This window comes from Vagococcus vulneris (assembly GCF_003950515.1).
Lineage (GTDB): Bacteria > Bacillota > Bacilli > Lactobacillales > Vagococcaceae > Vagococcus > Vagococcus vulneris.
Window position 1 is genome coordinate 1 of the sequence record NZ_NGJS01000015.1, and the last position, 18395, is coordinate 18395.

At 35.0% G+C, this 18395-nt stretch carries 18 protein-coding genes; 12 read left to right on the top strand and 6 right to left on the bottom strand.

The window, feature by feature from the left end:
- From CBF37_RS09250 to CBF37_RS09265, 4 genes are all read left to right on the top strand, one after another.
- On the top strand, positions 1 to 180 hold a 180-nt coding region (locus CBF37_RS09250), incomplete at its 5' end, for an IS3 family transposase (protein ID WP_165866683.1).
- Between the two features lie 202 nt (positions 181 to 382).
- Entirely contained in the window at positions 383 to 652 is a 270-nt protein-coding gene (locus CBF37_RS09255) for a tyrosine-type recombinase/integrase (protein WP_125984468.1), read from the top strand.
- Positions 618 to 1697, top strand: a complete 1080-nt coding sequence (locus tag CBF37_RS09260; RefSeq protein ID WP_125984469.1) for a S66 family peptidase — start codon at positions 618 to 620, stop codon at positions 1695 to 1697. The genes CBF37_RS09255 and CBF37_RS09260 overlap by 35 nt, the downstream gene beginning before the upstream one ends.
- A gap of 431 nt (positions 1698 to 2128) precedes the next feature.
- The gene (locus CBF37_RS09265; RefSeq protein ID WP_125984470.1) at positions 2129 to 2431 is read left to right on the top strand and encodes a MerR family transcriptional regulator; all 303 of its coding nucleotides are present in this window, start codon (positions 2129 to 2131) and stop codon (positions 2429 to 2431) included.
- Positions 2432 to 2681: 250 nt separating this feature from the next.
- On the opposite strand, the gene groL is transcribed toward CBF37_RS09265, so the two are convergent.
- Together groL and groES are read right to left on the bottom strand one after the other, a co-directional pair.
- Positions 2682 to 4313: a chaperonin GroEL gene (groL, locus tag CBF37_RS09270; protein ID WP_125984471.1), complete on the bottom strand. Its 1632-nt coding sequence runs from the start codon at positions 4311 to 4313 to the stop codon at positions 2682 to 2684.
- Positions 4314 to 4375: 62 nt separating this feature from the next.
- Positions 4376 to 4660, bottom strand: coding sequence for a co-chaperone GroES (gene groES, locus CBF37_RS09275; protein ID WP_125984472.1), 285 nt, complete (start codon positions 4658 to 4660; stop codon positions 4376 to 4378).
- 179 nt (positions 4661 to 4839) lie between these two features.
- Between groES and CBF37_RS09280 the strand changes: the two genes are divergently transcribed.
- The gene (locus CBF37_RS09280; RefSeq protein WP_125984473.1) at positions 4840 to 5487 is read left to right on the top strand and encodes a CPBP family intramembrane glutamic endopeptidase; all 648 of its coding nucleotides are present in this window, start codon (positions 4840 to 4842) and stop codon (positions 5485 to 5487) included.
- Positions 5488 to 5752: 265 nt separating this feature from the next.
- On the opposite strand, the gene CBF37_RS09285 is transcribed toward CBF37_RS09280, so the two are convergent.
- The gene (locus CBF37_RS09285) at positions 5753 to 6400 is read right to left on the bottom strand and encodes a redox-sensing transcriptional repressor Rex (protein ID WP_125984474.1); all 648 of its coding nucleotides are present in this window, start codon (positions 6398 to 6400) and stop codon (positions 5753 to 5755) included.
- 209 nt (positions 6401 to 6609) lie between these two features.
- Between CBF37_RS09285 and CBF37_RS09290 the strand changes: the two genes are divergently transcribed.
- Positions 6610 to 8562 (top strand): ABC-F family ATP-binding cassette domain-containing protein, encoded by a 1953-nt coding sequence (locus tag CBF37_RS09290; RefSeq protein WP_125984475.1) that lies wholly within the window; start codon positions 6610 to 6612, stop codon positions 8560 to 8562.
- A 171-nt stretch (positions 8563 to 8733) separates the two neighbouring features.
- Here the strand turns inward: CBF37_RS09290 and queG are convergent, their stop codons facing one another.
- A complete protein-coding gene (gene queG, locus CBF37_RS09295) occupies positions 8734 to 9906 on the bottom strand; it encodes a tRNA epoxyqueuosine(34) reductase QueG (protein ID WP_125984476.1) in 1173 nt (390 codons plus the stop codon).
- Positions 9907 to 10060: 154 nt separating this feature from the next.
- Here queG and CBF37_RS09300 point away from each other — a divergent pair, with 154 nt between their 5' ends.
- Both CBF37_RS09300 and pepF read left to right on the top strand, forming a co-directional pair.
- Positions 10061 to 11170, top strand: a complete 1110-nt coding sequence (locus CBF37_RS09300) for a competence protein CoiA (RefSeq protein WP_125984477.1) — start codon at positions 10061 to 10063, stop codon at positions 11168 to 11170.
- A gap of 155 nt (positions 11171 to 11325) precedes the next feature.
- Complete coding sequence (gene pepF / locus CBF37_RS09305) at positions 11326 to 13137, top strand: oligoendopeptidase F (protein ID WP_125984478.1); 1812 nt, start codon at positions 11326 to 11328, stop codon at positions 13135 to 13137.
- Between the two features lie 36 nt (positions 13138 to 13173).
- Here the strand turns inward: pepF and CBF37_RS09310 are convergent, their stop codons facing one another.
- Both CBF37_RS09310 and CBF37_RS09315 read right to left on the bottom strand, forming a co-directional pair.
- Positions 13174 to 13803, bottom strand: a complete 630-nt coding sequence (locus tag CBF37_RS09310; protein WP_165866684.1) for a DsbA family protein — start codon at positions 13801 to 13803, stop codon at positions 13174 to 13176.
- Positions 13804 to 13917: 114 nt separating this feature from the next.
- Positions 13918 to 14508 carry a CYTH domain-containing protein gene (locus CBF37_RS09315; RefSeq protein ID WP_125984480.1) on the bottom strand — a complete coding sequence of 197 codons (591 nt, stop codon included), beginning with the start codon at positions 14506 to 14508 and terminating at the stop codon, positions 13918 to 13920.
- Between the two features lie 136 nt (positions 14509 to 14644).
- Between CBF37_RS09315 and yjbM the strand changes: the two genes are divergently transcribed.
- Genes yjbM through mgtE form a run of 4 tightly spaced genes read left to right on the top strand, consistent with a single transcriptional unit; the run spans position 14645 to position 18382 of the window.
- Positions 14645 to 15313, top strand: a complete 669-nt coding sequence (gene yjbM / locus CBF37_RS09320; RefSeq protein WP_125984481.1) for a GTP diphosphokinase — start codon at positions 14645 to 14647, stop codon at positions 15311 to 15313.
- Positions 15310 to 16119: an NAD kinase gene (locus tag CBF37_RS09325; RefSeq protein ID WP_125984482.1), complete on the top strand. Its 810-nt coding sequence runs from the start codon at positions 15310 to 15312 to the stop codon at positions 16117 to 16119. Before yjbM ends, CBF37_RS09325 begins: the two co-directional genes overlap by 4 nt.
- Positions 16119 to 17003 carry an RluA family pseudouridine synthase gene (locus CBF37_RS09330; RefSeq protein WP_125984483.1) on the top strand — a complete coding sequence of 295 codons (885 nt, stop codon included), beginning with the start codon at positions 16119 to 16121 and terminating at the stop codon, positions 17001 to 17003. The genes CBF37_RS09325 and CBF37_RS09330 overlap by 1 nt, the downstream gene beginning before the upstream one ends.
- Before the next feature lie 14 nt (positions 17004 to 17017).
- Positions 17018 to 18382, top strand: a complete 1365-nt coding sequence (mgtE, locus tag CBF37_RS09335) for a magnesium transporter (RefSeq protein WP_125984484.1) — start codon at positions 17018 to 17020, stop codon at positions 18380 to 18382.
- Positions 18383 to 18395 lie beyond the last annotated feature (13 nt).

Consider the following 18395-nt stretch of genomic DNA (forward strand, 5'->3'; position numbering starts at 1 on the left):
AAACAGCGTTATGGTGCAACCAAAATACGTCAAATGATGTTAAAAGAAGGTATTTCAGTATCACTTAAACATGTCCAGAAATTAATGAAACAATTAAGTTTAAAATCAATTGTTGTCAAGAAATACAGACCTCAATTGTCTAATAAAAAAATTGTTTCAAAAGAAAATAGTACCTTCTAATCCAATAAGACAGTATGAATTGGATTTACCTTATGCTCTTAAGAAAAGAGACTCAACTAAGAATAAAAAGTAGATTGTTTTAGTCCTTATGAATCAAAAGTTATTATAGATGAGGCTTTTAAAGTTATTTATTCCCGAAACAAAAAATAAGCTAGGACAACCATACGCTCCACATTCGATTTCTCAGAAATGGTAGTTGTTTATGGAAGATGTGGTAAGTAGGTATCCTGATGTAAGGTACTTTAATTTGCATGTTTTACGGCATACATTTGGAACAAGATTACTAAATAACCATATGCCTCTTGAATTAGTAAGCGAGGCTTTGGGGCATTCAAGTATAGCAATGACAGAGAGGTATTACGTTAATCCATCTTCTGAAAGGATTAAGTATATGGTGGATTACTTGAATTTTGAGAAACCGAAAGGGGTACAAGATTATGTTGAAACCAAAACGTTTAAAAAAGGGAGATAAAGTAGCTATTGTTAGTTTATCTAAAGGTTTACTTGGAGAAGATTTTATTAAACATAATTTAGAGATAGGAACAAGAAGGTTGCAAGAATTTGGATTAGAACCAGTTTGTATGCGAAATACGTTAAAAGGAATTGCATATTTAAAAGAGCATCCTGAGAAAAGAGCTGACGATTTAATTCAGGCGTTTAAAGATGAATCCATTAAAGGGATTATATGTGCTATCGGTGGTAATGATACTTATAGAACTATACCGTACTTAATGGGAAACAAAGACTTTTCAGAGGCTGTTAGAACTAATCCTAAGCTGTTCACAGGCTTTTCAGATACAACAGTCAATCACTTTATGTTTCATAGACTAGGATTAGTAACCTATTATGGTATGTCTCTTATCCCAGATATTGGAGAAATTAGCGAAAAGATGTTGCCTTATACAGAAAAATATTTTAAGTATTATTTAGACGCTTCAGAAACATTAAAATCAATTTATCCTAGTAATGTTTGGTATGAAGAAAGAAAAGATTTTTCTGCTAAATCAATAGGTAAAAATAGAATAAGCCATGTTGATAATAAAGGGTATGAGTTGTTACAAGGACAACCAGTTTTTGAAGGAGAATTATTAGGAGGCTGTATCGATAGTATTTATAATATGTTAGCATTTGATACGCACAAGGATGAACCTGAAATAATAAAAAAATATAGAATATTTCCATCCTTAGAAGAATGGAAAGGAAAAATTATTTTTCTTGAAACTTCTGAGATTAAAGAGAATCCTAAAATAATTAGAAAGATGTTACTAAAGTTAAAACAAATGGGAATTTTTGAAGTAGTTAATGGTATTATTTTTGGAAAGCCACAGGACGAAGTTTTTTATGAAGAATATAAACAGATACTGACTGAGGTAGTAGGCAATAAAGAAGTTTCTATTATTTACAATGTTAACTTTGGGCATGCAACACCAAGATGTGTACTGCCAATTGGTGTAAAGGCAAGAGTTGATGCTCTCAATCAAGAAATCATATTTTTGGAAGATGTGTTTGAATACTGACATAAAAATTACTTGAACTAGAAATTCAAGTAGTTTAAATTTAATATGTTACTTTTTATGTACGAGATAATTCAAACTTATAAGGGCTATAGAAAAAAATAAACGAACAAAAACATGTGAGAAGGTAATACCATTAAGTATAAAATAACCGTTTAGGATTGCTGAAACAAATAAAACTATAATACCAAGATACAAAAAGCGATAGTCAATGATGTATAATAATGTGAATATCACTCCCAATAAGTTACATAAAAGAATTAATGGATATTCGGAAAATGAAATTGTTTTAATGGATGTAATTGCCATTAAAGTAGCATATAAAAAAGACAAAATAATTAATAAGATTTTCAATTTTAAAACACTCCTTTTTTTGTTATTAATTTATTAAACTATGTGTGGTACACAACACGTCAAGCTTTTAAAAGAGAAAAATGCAAATAGGACAATTTATTACTGAAATGGAAACAACTAAAGAAACTGTTAGATACTATATAGATGAGCAGTTGCTTACACCAGAAAAGGTACAAGGAAAGTATAAATTTACAAAAGTTGAAAAAAGTGATTTCAAAAGCATAAGAGAATTGAGAAACATGGGATTATCTATTAAAATTATTAAACAAATAAAAGAAAATAAAGAATACTGTGGAACTAAAAAACAATGGAAGTCTAATTTAGATATGATTGATACTGAGTTATCAAAAGTTGATTTAGAATTAAAAAAGTTAAACGAATAAAGGTCAGCTTTACTAATTGTTAGGAAAGAGTTAATAAAGAAACTTTGATAGGACAATGGAGGATATATGAAATTAAAAACATATGATTTGGGAAAAATAAGTAAGGATTTCGAAAAAAATAGAATATCTTAAAGATTTATTAAAGATGAACTGATTTATGAAAATTACATCACATTCCACATCAAAAAAACCACATGAGACTAAAATCTCATGTGGTTCTGTTTATATCAACATATCTCTTTTAAAGAGTTTACATCATACCGCCCATCATTGATGGATCCATGCCGCCAGGCATTGCAGGAGCAGCGTCGTTAGAAGGTTTGTCAGCAATGACACCCTCAGTTGTTAATAACAATGCTGCAACACTTGCTGCATTTTGTAAAGCTGAACGAGTCACTTTTGTAGGATCAACAATACCAGCATCAATCATATTTACCCAGTCATTTGTTTTAGCATTGAATCCGATACCAGGTTTTTCTTTTTTCAATCTATCAACGATAACAGATCCCTCTAAACCAGCATTTTCAGCGATTTGACGAACAGGTTCTTCTAAGGCACGTAAAACAATATTAACACCCGTTGCTTCATCACCGTCAGCTTCAAGTGCAGATAAATGATCAAGAATATTAACGAATGCTGTACCACCACCGGATACAATCCCTTCTTCAACTGCTGCTCGAGTAGCGTTTAAAGCATCTTCAATACGTAATTTTAATTCTTTTAGTTCAGTTTCAGTGGCTGCACCAACTTTAACTACAGCGACACCACCTGATAATTTAGCTAGACGTTCTTGTAATTTTTCGCGGTCAAAATCAGATGTTGTTTCTGCAATGTGTGAGCGAATTAAAGAGACGCGGTCAGCGATAGCTTGTTTGTCACCGCTACCTTCAACAATAGTTGTGCTGTCTTTATCAATAACGACTTTGCTGGCTGTTCCTAAAGCTTCAATAGTTGTGTCTTTTAAGTCTAAACCTAAATCTTCAGTAATGACTGTACCACCGGTTAAAACAGCGATATCTTGTAGCATTTCTTTACGACGGTCACCAAAGCCTGGAGCTTTAACTGCAGCTACATTGAAAGTACCGCGGATTTTGTTCAAGACAAGAGTAGGCAATGCTTCACCATCAACATCGTCAGCAATAATTAATAGTGGTTTGCCTTGTTGTAAAATTTGTTCTAATAATGGTAAAACATCTTGTATATTTGAGATTTTTTTATCTGTGATTAAGATGTAAGGATTGTCTAAGACAGCTTCCATTTTATCGTTATCTGTTACCATGTATTGTGATAAGTAACCGCGGTCAAATTGCATTCCTTCAACGACATCTAATTCTGTTTCGATTCCTTTAGATTCTTCGATAGTGATGACACCGTCATTACCAACCTTTTCCATTGCTTCAGAAACTAATTGTCCCACAGTATCGCTACCTGAAGAAACAGCAGCTACTTGTGCAATTGCTTCTTTTGAATCAACTTGCTTAGATAAAGCGTGCAATTCTTCAACAGCTTTTTTAGTTGCTAATTCGATCCCGCGACGGATACCGATAGGATTAGCACCAGCAGTTACGTTTTTCAAACCTTCACGAACGATAGATTGAGTTAAAACAGTTGCTGTTGTTGTACCGTCACCAGCAATGTCATTTGTTTTAGAAGCAACTTCTGCTACTAATTGAGCACCCATATTCTCAAAACGGTCTTCTAATTCAACTTCTTTTGCGATTGTGACACCGTCATTGGTAATTAATGGAGAACCAAATGATTTATCTAAAACAACGTTGCGTCCTTTTGGCCCTAATGTTACTTTAACAATATCCGCTAATGTATCAACGCCACGCATCATTGAACTGCGTGCATCTTCTGAAAATTTAATTTCTTTAACCATTCTTAGTCACCTCATAAATATTTTAATGTTATTTACTTTATTATTACGTTAATTCTGCTTTATTATTCGACAATTGCGACAATGTCTTTTTCATGGACGATTAGAAATTCTTGTCCGTCATATTTTACTTCTTGACCAGTATATTTTTCAAACATGACTGTTTGACCAACTGATAAAGATACAGGTAGTTTAGTCCCATTGTCAAGGGTACGACCATCACCTACTGCGATTACTTCACCAGTTTGAGATTTTTCTTTAGAAGCAGATGGTAAAACAAAACCGCTAGCTGTTTGTTCCTCTTCTTCTGTAACTGAAATAATAATACGGTCTCCTAATGGCTTTAACACAATATATCCCTCCACAAAAATTTAAATTTTATTTTTAGCAGTCAAACTTTTTAACTGCTAAATCTAGTATCATAATACTCATTTTGACTATTGTTTGCAAGTAATATGCAGATAAAAGAGAATTTATTAATGAAATTAAGTATGTTATCCTTGAAAAATAAAGGTTTAGGAGGAATAGCATGTCAATAAAAAAAAATACATTATGGACTGTCCTAATTTTTCTGATAGCTCTGAACAGTCCGATATTATTAAAAAAATTAAATACTAGCTCGGTATTTATAATGAATGGTACTGCTTTTTTTTACATTGTTGGTGCGGTGGCATTAATTTTTATTTATTTAAAGACAGATAAAAAGGGAACTATGTCTGAAAAGGTAGTTGTGCCATTCAGACACATCATTTTAATTAGTATAGCGGGAGTATTTATTAGTTTATTATCGCAAAGTCTGTTAAATATTTTAGAAATGGTTTTAACTGGTCAATCACTGGATTCACAGAACACTAAAAATATTATAAGAATTGTTCAGCAGGCCCCCTTTTTTGTTTTTGCTGTATCCATTGCTGGTCCTATTATGGAAGAATTGGTATTTCGTTTCAGTCTAACTAACTTCATTGGCCAAAAATTACCTGAAATTTTTGCAGCGGTAATTACTTCACTTCTTTTTGCTGTGATGCATGGAGATGGACATTGGTTGGTTTATGGTGGTTTAGGATTTATTTTCTTTTTGGTTTACCGCAAGACGCATTCCATATGGAGTTCAATATTGACTCATGCTGGAATGAATACAGTGGTTGTTGTCATGCAATTAGTGTTAATTAAATCATAGAAATAACTTCGCTAATTAACAGAGTTATAGACTGAAGGTAAATTAATTCCTCTCAATTCTTTATAATGGAACAATTTGAGGGGACTAATTAAAAAATAGATTGATTAGATAAAAATAGTTTACAGGTATAGAAACGTCCAAAACTATGGATGTGGATTATTATTCATCTTTAAACATAAATAAATAAGCAACAAAAGCCAACAGACTTTCATTGCTTAAATATACTTATTTTTATCTATTCACATCACTTGATGTAGGACCAATATTATTCTTCTTCAGTTTTATCATCATAATGAGACAGAAAATAAATCAACGTCTGCATTTCATTTGTTAGGTCAACGTTTTGTATCATAACGTTATCAGGTGTGTTAATACGAACGGGTGTAAAGTTCATAATACCTTTAATACCAGCATCTACTAATTTATCCACATTTTGTTGGGCAACTTCTAAAGGAACAGTTAGAATAGCAACATCAATATGTTGTGCTTTAATTTGTTCAATCATATCATCTGATGAGTAAACGGGAACACCATCCAAGATACGTCCGACAATATCAGGGTTTACATCAAATGCTGCGCTGATACGTATGCTGTCGCTTTGATGAAAGCGATAGTTCAATAAAGCGTGTCCTAAGTTACCAACACCGACAAGTGCAACGTTAGTTAATGTGTCTTCATTTAATGTTTTTCCGAAAAAATTCATTAAGCTCTCTACATCATACCCGTAGCCTCTTTTTCCAAGTTCCCCAAAATATGAGAAGTCACGGCGGATAGTTGCGCTATCTACTTTAACTGCATCACTCAGTTCAGTAGAAGATACTTTTTGCTTGCCAGAGTCAAATAAAAATTTTAAATAGCGATAGTACAAAGGTAAACGCTTAGCGGTTGCCTTTGGAATCGTTACGTCTTTCACTGTAATTTCCCCCTCTTATATGCTTGTATTTATGAGTACAGATTATTAAATCTAACATATTCATACATTCACTTTACTAGAATACCCTTAGTATGGGATAAAATCAATATTCTTGCTCATGATTGACCAGTAAATAACAAGAAAGCTTTTCCATTTTTTAGATGAAATATGATAAACTAGGTGCAGAATATTAAAGGTGGAGAAAAAATATGATTTTACTACAAGCAAACCAAGTAGCGAGGCTGTTTGGTGATGATGTCTTGTTTGAGAATGTTCAGATAGAAATACAAGATCGAAGTCGAATGGCATTAGTTGGTCGTAACGGTGCAGGCAAATCGACGCTATTAAAAATATTAGCAGGTATCGAAGACCCCGATTTAGGGACAATTTCAAAAACAAAACAATTATCTATAGGTTATTTGGATCAACACACGGGTTTGGAGTCTGAAAATACTGTATGGGAAGAAATGCTGACAGTCTTCGATAATGTTAGGAAGATTGAGCAGCAATTGCGTTCAAAGGAAGCAGAGATTGCAGATATGTCTTCTGCGGGTCTGATTGAAAGTGATAGATATGAACAAATTTTGAACCAGTATGCAATATTGCAGCAAGAGTTTGATCAAATTAATGGCTACGGCTATGAATCAGAAATCAAATCAGTACTACATGGCTTTAGATTTGAAGCAGATTTTTATGATCGGGTAGTCAGTACGTTGTCGGGAGGTCAAAAAACTCGTTTAGCTTTAGCAAGACTGCTTTTGGAACGTCCAGAGCTGTTAATATTGGACGAACCAACAAACCATTTGGACATTGATACATTAAATTGGTTAGAAAATTATCTGCAGAACTATCGTGGTGCACTATTGATTGTATCTCATGACCGGTATTTTTTAGATAAAATTGTAACCGAGGTTTATGAATTAAGTAGACAAAAAATGTGGCATTATAAAGGGAACTATAGCCGATACCTGGATCAAAAGGCGGAACGTCTTGAACAGGAATGGAAAGAATATGAAAAACAACAAGTCGAAATTGCTAAATTAGAGGATTTTGTCGCGCGAAATTTAGTTCGCGCATCAACAACCAAAAGAGCTCAAAGCCGGCGCAAACAATTAGAAAAAATGAATCGTATTGATAAACCGGTGGGTGATGAAAAGTCGGCCCGATTTTTATTCAGTACCATGCGTTCATCTGGCAAAGAGGTGCTGTTTGTTGAGGACGCAGCTATTGGTTATGAGGCAGCTAAGATTTTATCCGAGCCCGTTGATTTTCAAGTGAGAAAACAAGAAGCTATTGCTTTAGTGGGGCCTAATGGTGTCGGTAAAACAACATTACTGAAATCGATTCTGGGACAAATTTCGCTGATTAAGGGAGAAATCAAGTTAGGGCATCATGTTGATATCGGCTACTATGATCAAGAACAAGCAAATTTGCATTCGAATAAAACAGTGTTAGAAGAATTGTGGAGCGAGCATCGCACTACGCCAGAAAAGGATATTCGCAGTATTTTGGGGAGTTTTTTATTTTTCGGGGAAGATGTGCAAAAGACAATCCCATTATTGAGCGGTGGTGAAAAGGCACGTGTTGCTTTAGCTAAACTATCAATGAATCAAGACAATTTCTTGATTCTTGACGAACCGACAAACCACTTGGATATTGATAGTAAAGAAGTGTTAGAAAATGCATTGATTGAATATGATGGTACGCTGCTATTTGTATCGCATGACCGTTACTTTATTAATCGAATTGCGACAAGCGTACTCGAATTATCGCCTGAAGGCAGTCGTCTTTATCATGGTGATTATGATTATTATATCGAGAAGAAGTTAGAAGAAGTGCATGTTGCTGAATTACTTGCTGAAGAAACAACTGAAGCAGAAATAATTGTTACGGATACGAAAAAGAGCTTTGAAATGGATAAGAAAAAACAGCGTGAACGGCGTAATTGTGAAAGGAAAGTGTCAACGCTAGAAGAGAGCCTTCACGAAATTGAAGCAAAAATTGACGAATTGCAGCAAGAAATGGAAAAGCCAGAGTATATTGATAATCACGGAGCGCTACAAGATTTAAATAAAGAATTAGAAGCCTACTATACTAAACAAGAAACATTACTTGAAGATTGGGAAGAAGCATCGTTGGCACTTGAAGAATTTGATAAATAATGTTAGATAGGCAGGGGTTTCGTCAGGAGACGTCTGCTTATTTTGGTATAGGAAAGTAAGTAGGGAGTTGTAGGTATCGATGAGAGAGCTTTACTAATACGGCGATATGATTAATTTTGTGATACAACGGAAGCCGCAAAAAAAGACTGAAACCAGTAATTAGGGTTAATTTCAGTCTTTTTCTTTTTGTTTTTTTTCTGTCTCAATCATGTAAGCAATAGCTTCTTCGGTTTCTTTTCGAGCTTCTGGATCTTCTTCTTTGTTTAAGAAATCTTCTAAGAAAGATCTGATTTCGGTATTAGTTGGTGCTATCATGCTTAAGGCCCAAGCTGCTGTGCCACGAATAACAGGTCTAGGATCATGGTCAATACATTGCAGCAGGTTGGGGACGGCAGTTTTATCACGTGCATTAGCTAAGGCAATGATGGCGTTCCTTTGAATTGGTTTTTTGCCGCGCCAAGATCCTGCGAGATAACCGAAGCGTTGTTTAAATTCTTTATTTGAGATGGTTAAAATAGGTTTTAACAAAGGTTGAGTTGTCTCTGGATCAGGTTCCATTTCTTCATGAAAATGAAAATTTTTCCCTTTGTTGTACGGGCAAACTTCCTGACAAATATCACAACCATAAATAATTGTTCGAATTTTAGGACGAAATTCTTTTGGCATAAATCCTTTTGTCTGAGTTTGGTAGGATAAACAACGCATAGCATTCATTCGTCCGTCACCTAATAGGGCTGAAGTCGGACAGAAATCAATACATTTGGTGCAGTCACCACATTGGTTCTCAATTGGAATATCCGGTTCAAACGGGATATTGGTAATGATTTCTCCAAGGTAAACAAAAGAACCGAATTCTTCGGTAATTAATAAACCATTTTTGCCAATAAAACCTAATCCGGCACGTTGTGCGACAGCAACGTCAATCAACTCTCCTGTGTCGACCATAGGCTTAAATGTAAAAGAAGCATCAGTTTCACAAGTCGTATTGATGAAGTCAATTAATTTATTGAGACGGTCACGTAAAATATGATGATAGTCAATTCCCCACGAAGCTCGCGCAAACCGACCTCTTTTTTCACCGCGGATTGATTTTGGCCGTTGTTTTGCACGTGTCGGGTAGGCTAGTGCGATTGAAATAATTGATTTAGGTTGATCAAAAATTAATTCTGGATATAATCGTTCATCAATCATAGGGTGCTCAAAACCTGTCGTATGCCCTTTTGCTTTTTGTTCTTCTAAACTAGCCTTTAAGTGATCAAATGGGTCAGCAGTAGTGAAACCGATTTTATCGATACCAATATCTTTGCTGGCCTCAATAATCTGTTGCTTTAATGTTTGGTACATATAGTGTCCTCTCTTATCGTAACTATTATTTATCAGTATTCATGATATGGCTGAATAATACAAGTAAAAGCTATTAAAAAATATTAAGTGAAACTATTTTTACCTAAAAAAATTCGAATAAGGAAGCGAATCTTTTAGTGAAGGATGTGATGAGATGCTAGTGGGTCAAGATGAGCAAGGAACAATCATTGATTTAAGCCAATTGACTAAAAAGGCCATTGCGGATTTAAAGGCACGAAAATGGTACTGTTGTCATTGTAAGACAGAGTTAGTGGTGAAAAACGGAAATTTTAAACTGTCGCATTTTGCACATCGCTCAACTGCTTTGTGTGATGCTTTTACAGATAATGAAAGCGAAGAGCACCTTAAAGGCAAAAAATTGATTGCTGTTAATTGTCAAAAGTTTGGGACCGCTTATCAGCTTGAAGCTTATTTGCCCTCTTTAAAACAACGTCCTGATATTCTTCTTCGTGCTAAGTTGGCTATTGAATGGCAGTGCAGCCGATTGTCAGTTGAGCGAATGCATGAGCGGACAACTAATTACATAGAAAATGAATACATCCCGATTTGGTTGTTGGGCCACAAACTAATGACTTCTAAAAAAACAATCAGGTTGACACAGCTGCAAAGGAAATTTGTAGACTTTTCAGCATCATGGGGTTGTTTTTTATTAGGATTAGATTTGGAAAAAAAGCAGTTGATAAGACACCATCATATTGTTTTTTATGAGGGGAAACTTTCTTTTGCTGAAGATATTCGACGATTATCAAGTTTACCGTTAGAAAAATTGCTTATAGAAGATAGTCAACAGGTTGCCAGTACTACATGTATGTCTCCGAAAGAAAAAGAATCATATTTTTTGAGACAGAGTTATCAATGGAATCAGCGATTAACAAGAAAAGAGCCAACTATAATGGCATTGCAACAATTTTTTTATCCGCACCAGATTAATTTGAGACAACCTCCCAAGTGGTTACTGGTTCCAAGATTAACCCATTGTTTGTTTGAAGAAAAAGAGCTGGTTATTCGGTATAAAATTTTAGCATGCCTGAGTCACCTCGCTCAAGCGACTACTCAAGAATTAACAGCTTATTTAATGGCAGATAACTGGCTTATTAATGAGTTAGCTCAGTATCCGTTGATACGTAGTGAAGAGATGCTGACGCCAGTTGTTGAAAACTATTTGCAGGCATTAATACAATATGGTTATCGAAAAATTTATTACACAGGTCGCTATTGGAAATATCAGAGACAGAAGGTATAAATCACAAAATTCTCTCATTTAGTTGTTATTTTCTAATAATTAATTTTTATGTTGTGGTTTTATCTCTTAAAATGATTGAATATCTTCCTATATAAGATTAGAATATGATATGATATAACCAGATTAAATTAGAATGAAGAGAGGGGTCTTGTTTTATGACAGAACCAAAGTCTTTACCAAACCGTCAAGAGGTATCCGAAGAAAACAAATGGGATTTGACATATATCTTTGAAAATATGACCGATGTCGATGCAGCTTTTAGGAAATCAAATGACTTGATAGCTAAATCTAAGGAATATCAAGGAACTCTAAAAAATGGCTCAGCAGCGTTTTTATCCGCACTGGATTATATACTGTCTGTTTATCGTCAGGTGGAAAAAATTTATGTGTATGCTCACTTAAAAAATGATCAAGATACAGCAGACACTGAATATCAAGCCTTATATGCGAGAGCCAGCACATTAGCAGCGCAAGCGGGCGAAGCAGTTGCTTGGTTTCAACCGGAATTATTAACTTTATCGGACGATGAGATTGCTGGATATTTTGACGATAATAAGGATTTGGAGGTTTACCGCCACTTTGTTAAGCAAATGACAGATAATCGGGTACATGTCTTGTCTTCAGCTGAAGAAGAATTATTAGCAGGTGCCAGCGAAATATTTGACGCATCAAGTAATACCTTTTCGATTCTGAATAATGCTGACTTGAAATTCCCAGTAGTTGAAGATGAAGATGGCAATCAAGTCGAATTATCAAATGGATTGTATGGTCAACTATTAGAAAGTACAAATCGTAAAGTTCGTCAAGACGCATTTGAAGGATTGTACAGTGTGTATCACCAATTCCGCAATACGTTTGCTTCTACATTAGGTGCACATGTTAAAAAGCATAATTTTAGCGCAAAAATCAGAAAATACCCATCTGCTCGAGCAGCAGCGTTAAGTAACAATCATATTCCAGAGTCTGTCTATGATACATTGTTAGAAGTCGTTCATAAAAATTTATCTTTGCTACATCGATATGTGGCATTGCGTAAAAAATTATTAAAAGTAGACGATTTGCATATGTATGATATGTATACACCGATTTTAGGTGATGCCCCAATTAAGTATACATATGATGAGGCTAAACAAAAAACGTTAGAAGCTTTAGCTCCTCTGGGCAAAGAATATGGCTCAATATTAAAAGAGTCCTTTGCTGATCGTTGGATTGATGTGATTGAGAATAAAGGAAAACGCAGTGGTGCGTACTCATCAGGAAGCTATGATACGAAACCTTATATTTTATTAAATTGGCATGACAGCATTAACCATCTTTATACACTGGTTCACGAATTAGGTCACAGTGTTCATAGTTATTACACGCGGTCATCACAACCTTATGTTTATGGTGATTACTCTATCTTTTTAGCAGAAATCGCGTCAACTACCAATGAAAATATTTTAACTGAACACTTGCTGGAAACAGAAAAAGATCCTAAAGTCCGTGCCTTTGTATTAAATCACTATTTAGATGGTGTAAAAGGAACTATCTTCCGACAAACACAATTTGCTGAATTCGAACATTTCATTCATACAGAAGATGCTGCGGGGACACCATTAACAAGTGAGTATCTTTCAAATTATTATGGTGATTTGAATGCTAAATATTACGGTGAAGACGTTGTTCGAGACACTGAAATAGCTGATGAATGGGCACGTATTCCTCATTTTTATTATAATTATTATGTGTATCAATATGCCACTGGTTTTTCTGCAGCATCAGCCTTAGCGGATAAGATAGTTAAAAAAGAACCAGGTGCACTAGAGAATTATATTGCGTATTTAAAATCCGGAAGTAGTGATTATCCGATTGAAGTTATGAAAAAAGCAGGAGTTGATATGACGCAATCAGCGTATATTGAAGAAGCGATGTCTGTTTTTGAAAAACGTTTAAATGAGTTGGAACAATTAATCAAAGAATTATAAAAATAAGCCGGTGAGAGTTAAACTCACCGGCTTATTTTATTTTTGTAAATAGTAATAGCGCGATAAATGATTGTTGCTGACAAGTCCAGATACGTTTGAAAAGCCTGGTGTTATGAGCAAATCAATTAAACACTCATCCGGTACTTGATCATCTAACAAAATACCGTACTCATCATTATTGTCATAATTAAAGATAACCGCAGAAGAAAACCGTTCTATCTTCATTTCACGTGCGATTTGCTGGTCTTTGTTGAAAAAGTCAATTACTAATTGTGATTTTCGGTCGTCGATAAAATTAGGTAAGTCAATATTGCAGTCAGCAAGGACGGATTCGACTAGTTCATCTGAGTAAGTCAAGCCGTCTGTTAAAACCCGTTCTTGCAAAGTCATTAAGAACGTCCTCGCAACAGCTTGTCCTTGAAGCTGAGCTGTTTTAAAATCTAAACAAGTAGAGTAAAGTAAATCAAATAACCAGTTACGATAATCTAATCCTTTATTTTGTAAGTGATTTTCTAGTAAATAGCGATGTAAAATCTGCGGGTTAAGTACAGGAATCCACTTTTGCTGAATATGATTCGCCCCTACAGCAGCTAATTCAATAAATTTTTTTTCAAGGTTTAAACTGCCTTCATCCAACGGGTTGATAAACAAATATGCCTCAATCATTGAATCCCCCCTCCAATTTTCCATATTTTACAACTAACTTACTAGTTGTCATCTAAAATATAACAAAAAAAACGAAAACCTCAAAGAGAAATACTTGTGAAAAGTTTCAAGCTGCTACTTTTTTCGAGCAGCAGCCATGCGAGCTAATTTTTTTTGAGCTGGACGCACGGGTATATGGTGTGTATTGAGAAAATGAGTAAAATACTTTTGTCCCTCGTCTTCGTCAGTCACTTCCATTTCGAGTTCGTAGTCATCCTTACCGTAATAGCAGCTATGGTCTAGTACAAGTAAATGATTATTGTCTAAATGATTTTCAATTCGATAGGTCGTTAAATTACCGATGTCGGTTAAGTCAGCTGTTGATAAGTTAAATGTTTGTTTTAAATAATCCTGAACAACTGAATTATCAGGCAATAGCCGTTTTCCAATAAATAGCGCTGTGTCTGCTTCAGTTAATGAATCAGTTATTTCCGTTAGTGTGTGGTCGGATTTTGATGGAACTTTTAAAGTTAATTCATTAAAATCATCAGTCATGCGAATTCGCAGCCCCATACGGTGTTTTTTTAATAAATTGCTGTTTGTATCAAAATAGTAATTTGTCTGTGTAATAGTGTGTGTCGATGGAGTACTGTATGCTTGGACTAAATAACGGTATTCTTCTTCAGTCAACATATTTTTAAATTCGATCTCTAATTCATTGCTCATATCCTTCACCTCACCGCTAGAGTATCGTTTTTTATTAAAAAAAACAATTAATAGGCTATTGAAGTAGCTAACTTTTTAATTTAACTTATGTTAGAATAAAACCTGAATGTTGACGAGAAAAGGTGAGGACAGATTTATGGAGCGAGATTGGAATTTATTTTTAGAACCCTATGAACAAGCGGTGGCTGAATTAAAAATTAAATTAAAAAGTATTCGAACACAGTTTCGTGAAAAGAATTTACATACACCGATTGAATTTGTTACAGGTCGCGTTAAACCTGTAGATAGTATCATAACAAAATCTAAAAATCGCGGTATCAATTCTGAAAGAATTGCCGATGACATGCAAGATATCGCGGGATTAAGGATCATGTGCCAATTTGTAGAAGACATCTATGAAGTGGTGGAAATTTTAAGAAAACGTAAAGATTTTAAAATTATTCAAGAAAGAGATTATATCGCTAATAAGAAGTGTAGTGGTTATCGATCATATCATTTGATCATTGAGTACCCAGTTCAATTAATTACGGGTGAAAAAATAATTTATGCAGAGATACAAATAAGAACTTTAGCTATGAATTTTTGGGCAACAATTGAGCACTCATTAAATTATAAATACCAGGGTGAATTTCCGGAAGTAATTAATCAACGTCTGGCACGAACGGCTGAAGCAGCTTATCTGCTTGATGAAGAAATGTCGAAAATAAGAGATGAGATTCAAGATGCACAACATTTATTTTCATATCGCGGTTTGATTAGGAATTGTTGCGAAAATGATTCGGATGATAAGGAGCAGGATGAATGAGGGTAGCGATTATAGCGAATGATGCAGAAAAATCTCGTGTAACGGCAACTGAGTTAAAGCGACTATTAGATGCTGCTGACATCGAGCTGAATCAAGAAAGACCAACTGTTGTCATTACTGTGGGTGGAGACGGAACTTTACTGGGCGCATTCCATCAATACCTTGAAATGGTTGAACACGTCAGATTTATCGGAGTTCATACAGGACATTTAGGGTTTTATACGGATTGGCGTAATTACGAATTGGAGTTATTAGTTGAAAGTCTAAAAAAGGATACAGGTCAGAGTGTGTCGTATCCATTATTAGATGTCTGTATTCATTTTAATGATGAGTTAGCTGATGCACACCATGTTGCTTTGAATGAAGCTACAATTCGTAATATCGAGCGAACGATGGTAGCAAAAGTGTCTATCGAGGGAGAATGCTTTGAGATGTACCGTGGTGACGGGTTATCGATGTCGACACCTACAGGATCAACAGGTTATAATAAAAGTTTAGGCGGAGCTGTGGTTCACCCTAGAGTTAATGCATTACAGTTAAATGAAATTGCGTCTATTAATAATCGAGTTTACCGGAGTTTAGGTTCACCAATGATTGTTGCACCTAACGAAAAAGTGACAATTGATTTGAAAAGAGATGATCGCTATCAATTGCATTTAGACCATTATGTTAGATCGTATGATAATTTATCTTCGTTAGAATTAACTTTATCAAAAAAAAGAATTCATTTTGCATCTTATCGACATACACATTTTTGGCGACGAGTGAATGATTCATTTATTGGTAAAATTAAGGATGAAGATTAATGGAGTTCACATGGGTAGTTAAAGAAAGCTCCTCTTTATTAAAAACTTTTTTGAAGCAGCAAGGTGTATCAAAAAAACTGCTAGCCAAAATTAAGTTTCATGGAGGCTTGATTTTAGTTAATGGTGAAGAAAAAACAGTTCGCTATCAAACACAGCTTGAGGATAACGTAACGATAGTTATACCTGATGAAGGCGAACATGAAACCATGTTGCCTTTTTCTGGTGATTTAGATATTGTCTATGAAGATGAACACCTGTTGATTGTTAATAAACCAGCAAATGTGGCATCAATTCCAGCACAATATCATCCAAATGGAACAATGGCAAATATTGTGAAACACTACTATAATGAAAAAAAATATTCGAATCGAATTATACATGTTGTGACAAGACTGGATAGAGATACAACTGGCTTGATGTTGTTCGCTAAGCACGGTTTTGCACACGCTATGCTTGATAAGCAACTACAGGATGGTCGATTAAAGAAAGACTATTTAGCATTAGTCAGTGGAAAAATCAATGAGTTAAATGACACGGGGATAATTAACCTGCCAATTGGTCGAGACATGTCATCATTGATTAAACGTCAAGTAACGGAGAATGGTCAACAAGCAATGACAGAATATAAAGTTAAATCTGTATCTTCTGATATAGCACTAGTTGATATCCGACTGCATACAGGGCGCACACATCAAATTAGAGTACATTTCTCAGCAATCGGCTGTCCACTTTTAGGAGATAGCATGTATGGGGGAAATTGTGAATTAGGTGTGACGCGCCAAGCATTACATTGTCGCAGATTAGAATTAGACCATCCATTTACCAATGAGAGGCTTGTGATTAATCAACCATTGCCACAAGATATGGCTGATTTGATTCATTAAAAGGGGGAGCTTCTATGACCGATTCAAATGAAACAGATGTGCAAATCGATGCGCTTCGTTCGTTGCTTCGTCAAGGGGATATCGCAGCATTTAGAGAGAGTTTTTTAGATTGGCATTCATATGAACAAGGTCAATTTTATTTAGAATTATCTGAGGAAGAGCGTCATATTGTTTACAGCTATTTATCTCCAGAAGAATTGGCTGATATGTTTGACATGATTGAAGAGGAAGATGAAGATGTCAAAGAGTATTTGGCAGAAATGAGACCAAGCTATGCAGCAGCTATGTTAGGTCATATGTATCCCGATAATGCTGCTGATATTTTGAAACAGCTTGATAAACCGGCTGTAGCACAATATATGAGTATTATGGCGGCTGAAAAGGCACTTGATTTGAAAGAATTACTTCATTATGAAGACGAAACTGCTGGTGCTATTATGACAACAGAATATGTTTCGATTGTCGCAAATCAAACTGTTAAATCAGCATTAAATCTATTAAAGATGAAAGCAAAAAAAGCAGAGATTATTTATTATGTGTACGTTATTGATGAATCAGAACATCTCGTGGGCGTTATTTCATTGAGGGATTTATTAGTGGGTGAAGATGATGAAATGATTTTTGATATAATGAGTGAACGAGTTATTTCAGCTAAAATCGGCGATGGTCAAGAAGATATCGCACAAGTTATCAGAGATTATGACTTGCTTGCTTTACCAGTTACCGATTATGATGATCACTTATTAGGTATCATTACCGTTGATGATATCATTGATGTTATTGATGATGAGGCAGCCAGTGATTACTCGGGGTTAGCGGGTGTTGACGTTGATGTGACAAATGAAAATCCACTTAAAGCATCATCAAAAAGATTACCCTGGCTAATTACGCTGTTATTTTTAGGGATGTCTACTGCAACATTGATTAATCACTATGAGGTACTGATCAGTGAAGCATCAATCTTAGCGGTTTTTATTTCCTTAATTACTGGAACAGCTGGAAATGCAGGAACGCAGTCTTTAGCAGTGGCTGTCAGGCGTCTAGCTGTATCAGATGACAAAGATGAAAATTTTTTGAAATTAATTTTATCCGAAATTATGACTGGGGTACTCACAGGATTAATCACCGGTTTGGTTATTTTTGTGGTGGTTGGTATTTGGAAAGGTAATTTTATTTTAGGTCTAGTAATTGGTATAGCAATGTTTTGTGCCATTATTGTAGCCAATTTAGCAGGGAGTCTGATTCCTATGCTGATGGAAAGACTTGGATTTGACCCTGCTGTTGCTAGCGGCCCCTTCATTACCACTTTAAGTGATTTAACAAGTGTTTTGATCTATTTTAATATTGCAGGTTTATTTATGAATTTTTTTATTAACTGATTAGTCAAAAGGA

Coding starts and splice junctions, on each gene's coding strand:
- CBF37_RS09310 (WP_165866684.1), bottom strand. CDS start 13,803: ATGATTGAGGCATATTTGTTTATCAACCCGTTGGATGAAGGCAGTTTA.
- yjbM (WP_125984481.1), top strand. CDS start 14,645: ATGGAGCGAGATTGGAATTTATTTTTAGAACCCTATGAACAAGCGGTG.
- CBF37_RS09280 (WP_125984473.1), top strand. CDS start 4,840: ATGTCAATAAAAAAAAATACATTATGGACTGTCCTAATTTTTCTGATA.
- CBF37_RS09330 (WP_125984483.1), top strand. CDS start 16,119: ATGGAGTTCACATGGGTAGTTAAAGAAAGCTCCTCTTTATTAAAAACT.
- CBF37_RS09260 (WP_125984469.1), top strand. CDS start 618: ATGTTGAAACCAAAACGTTTAAAAAAGGGAGATAAAGTAGCTATTGTT.
- CBF37_RS09255 (WP_125984468.1), top strand. CDS start 383: ATGGAAGATGTGGTAAGTAGGTATCCTGATGTAAGGTACTTTAATTTG.
- mgtE (WP_125984484.1), top strand. CDS start 17,018: ATGACCGATTCAAATGAAACAGATGTGCAAATCGATGCGCTTCGTTCG.
- groL (WP_125984471.1), bottom strand. CDS start 4,313: ATGGTTAAAGAAATTAAATTTTCAGAAGATGCACGCAGTTCAATGATG.
- pepF (WP_125984478.1), top strand. CDS start 11,326: ATGACAGAACCAAAGTCTTTACCAAACCGTCAAGAGGTATCCGAAGAA.
- CBF37_RS09300 (WP_125984477.1), top strand. CDS start 10,061: ATGCTAGTGGGTCAAGATGAGCAAGGAACAATCATTGATTTAAGCCAA.
- CBF37_RS09290 (WP_125984475.1), top strand. CDS start 6,610: ATGATTTTACTACAAGCAAACCAAGTAGCGAGGCTGTTTGGTGATGAT.
- queG (WP_125984476.1), bottom strand. CDS start 9,906: ATGTACCAAACATTAAAGCAACAGATTATTGAGGCCAGCAAAGATATT.
- CBF37_RS09325 (WP_125984482.1), top strand. CDS start 15,310: ATGAGGGTAGCGATTATAGCGAATGATGCAGAAAAATCTCGTGTAACG.
- CBF37_RS09315 (WP_125984480.1), bottom strand. CDS start 14,508: ATGAGCAATGAATTAGAGATCGAATTTAAAAATATGTTGACTGAAGAA.
- CBF37_RS09265 (WP_125984470.1), top strand. CDS start 2,129: ATGCAAATAGGACAATTTATTACTGAAATGGAAACAACTAAAGAAACT.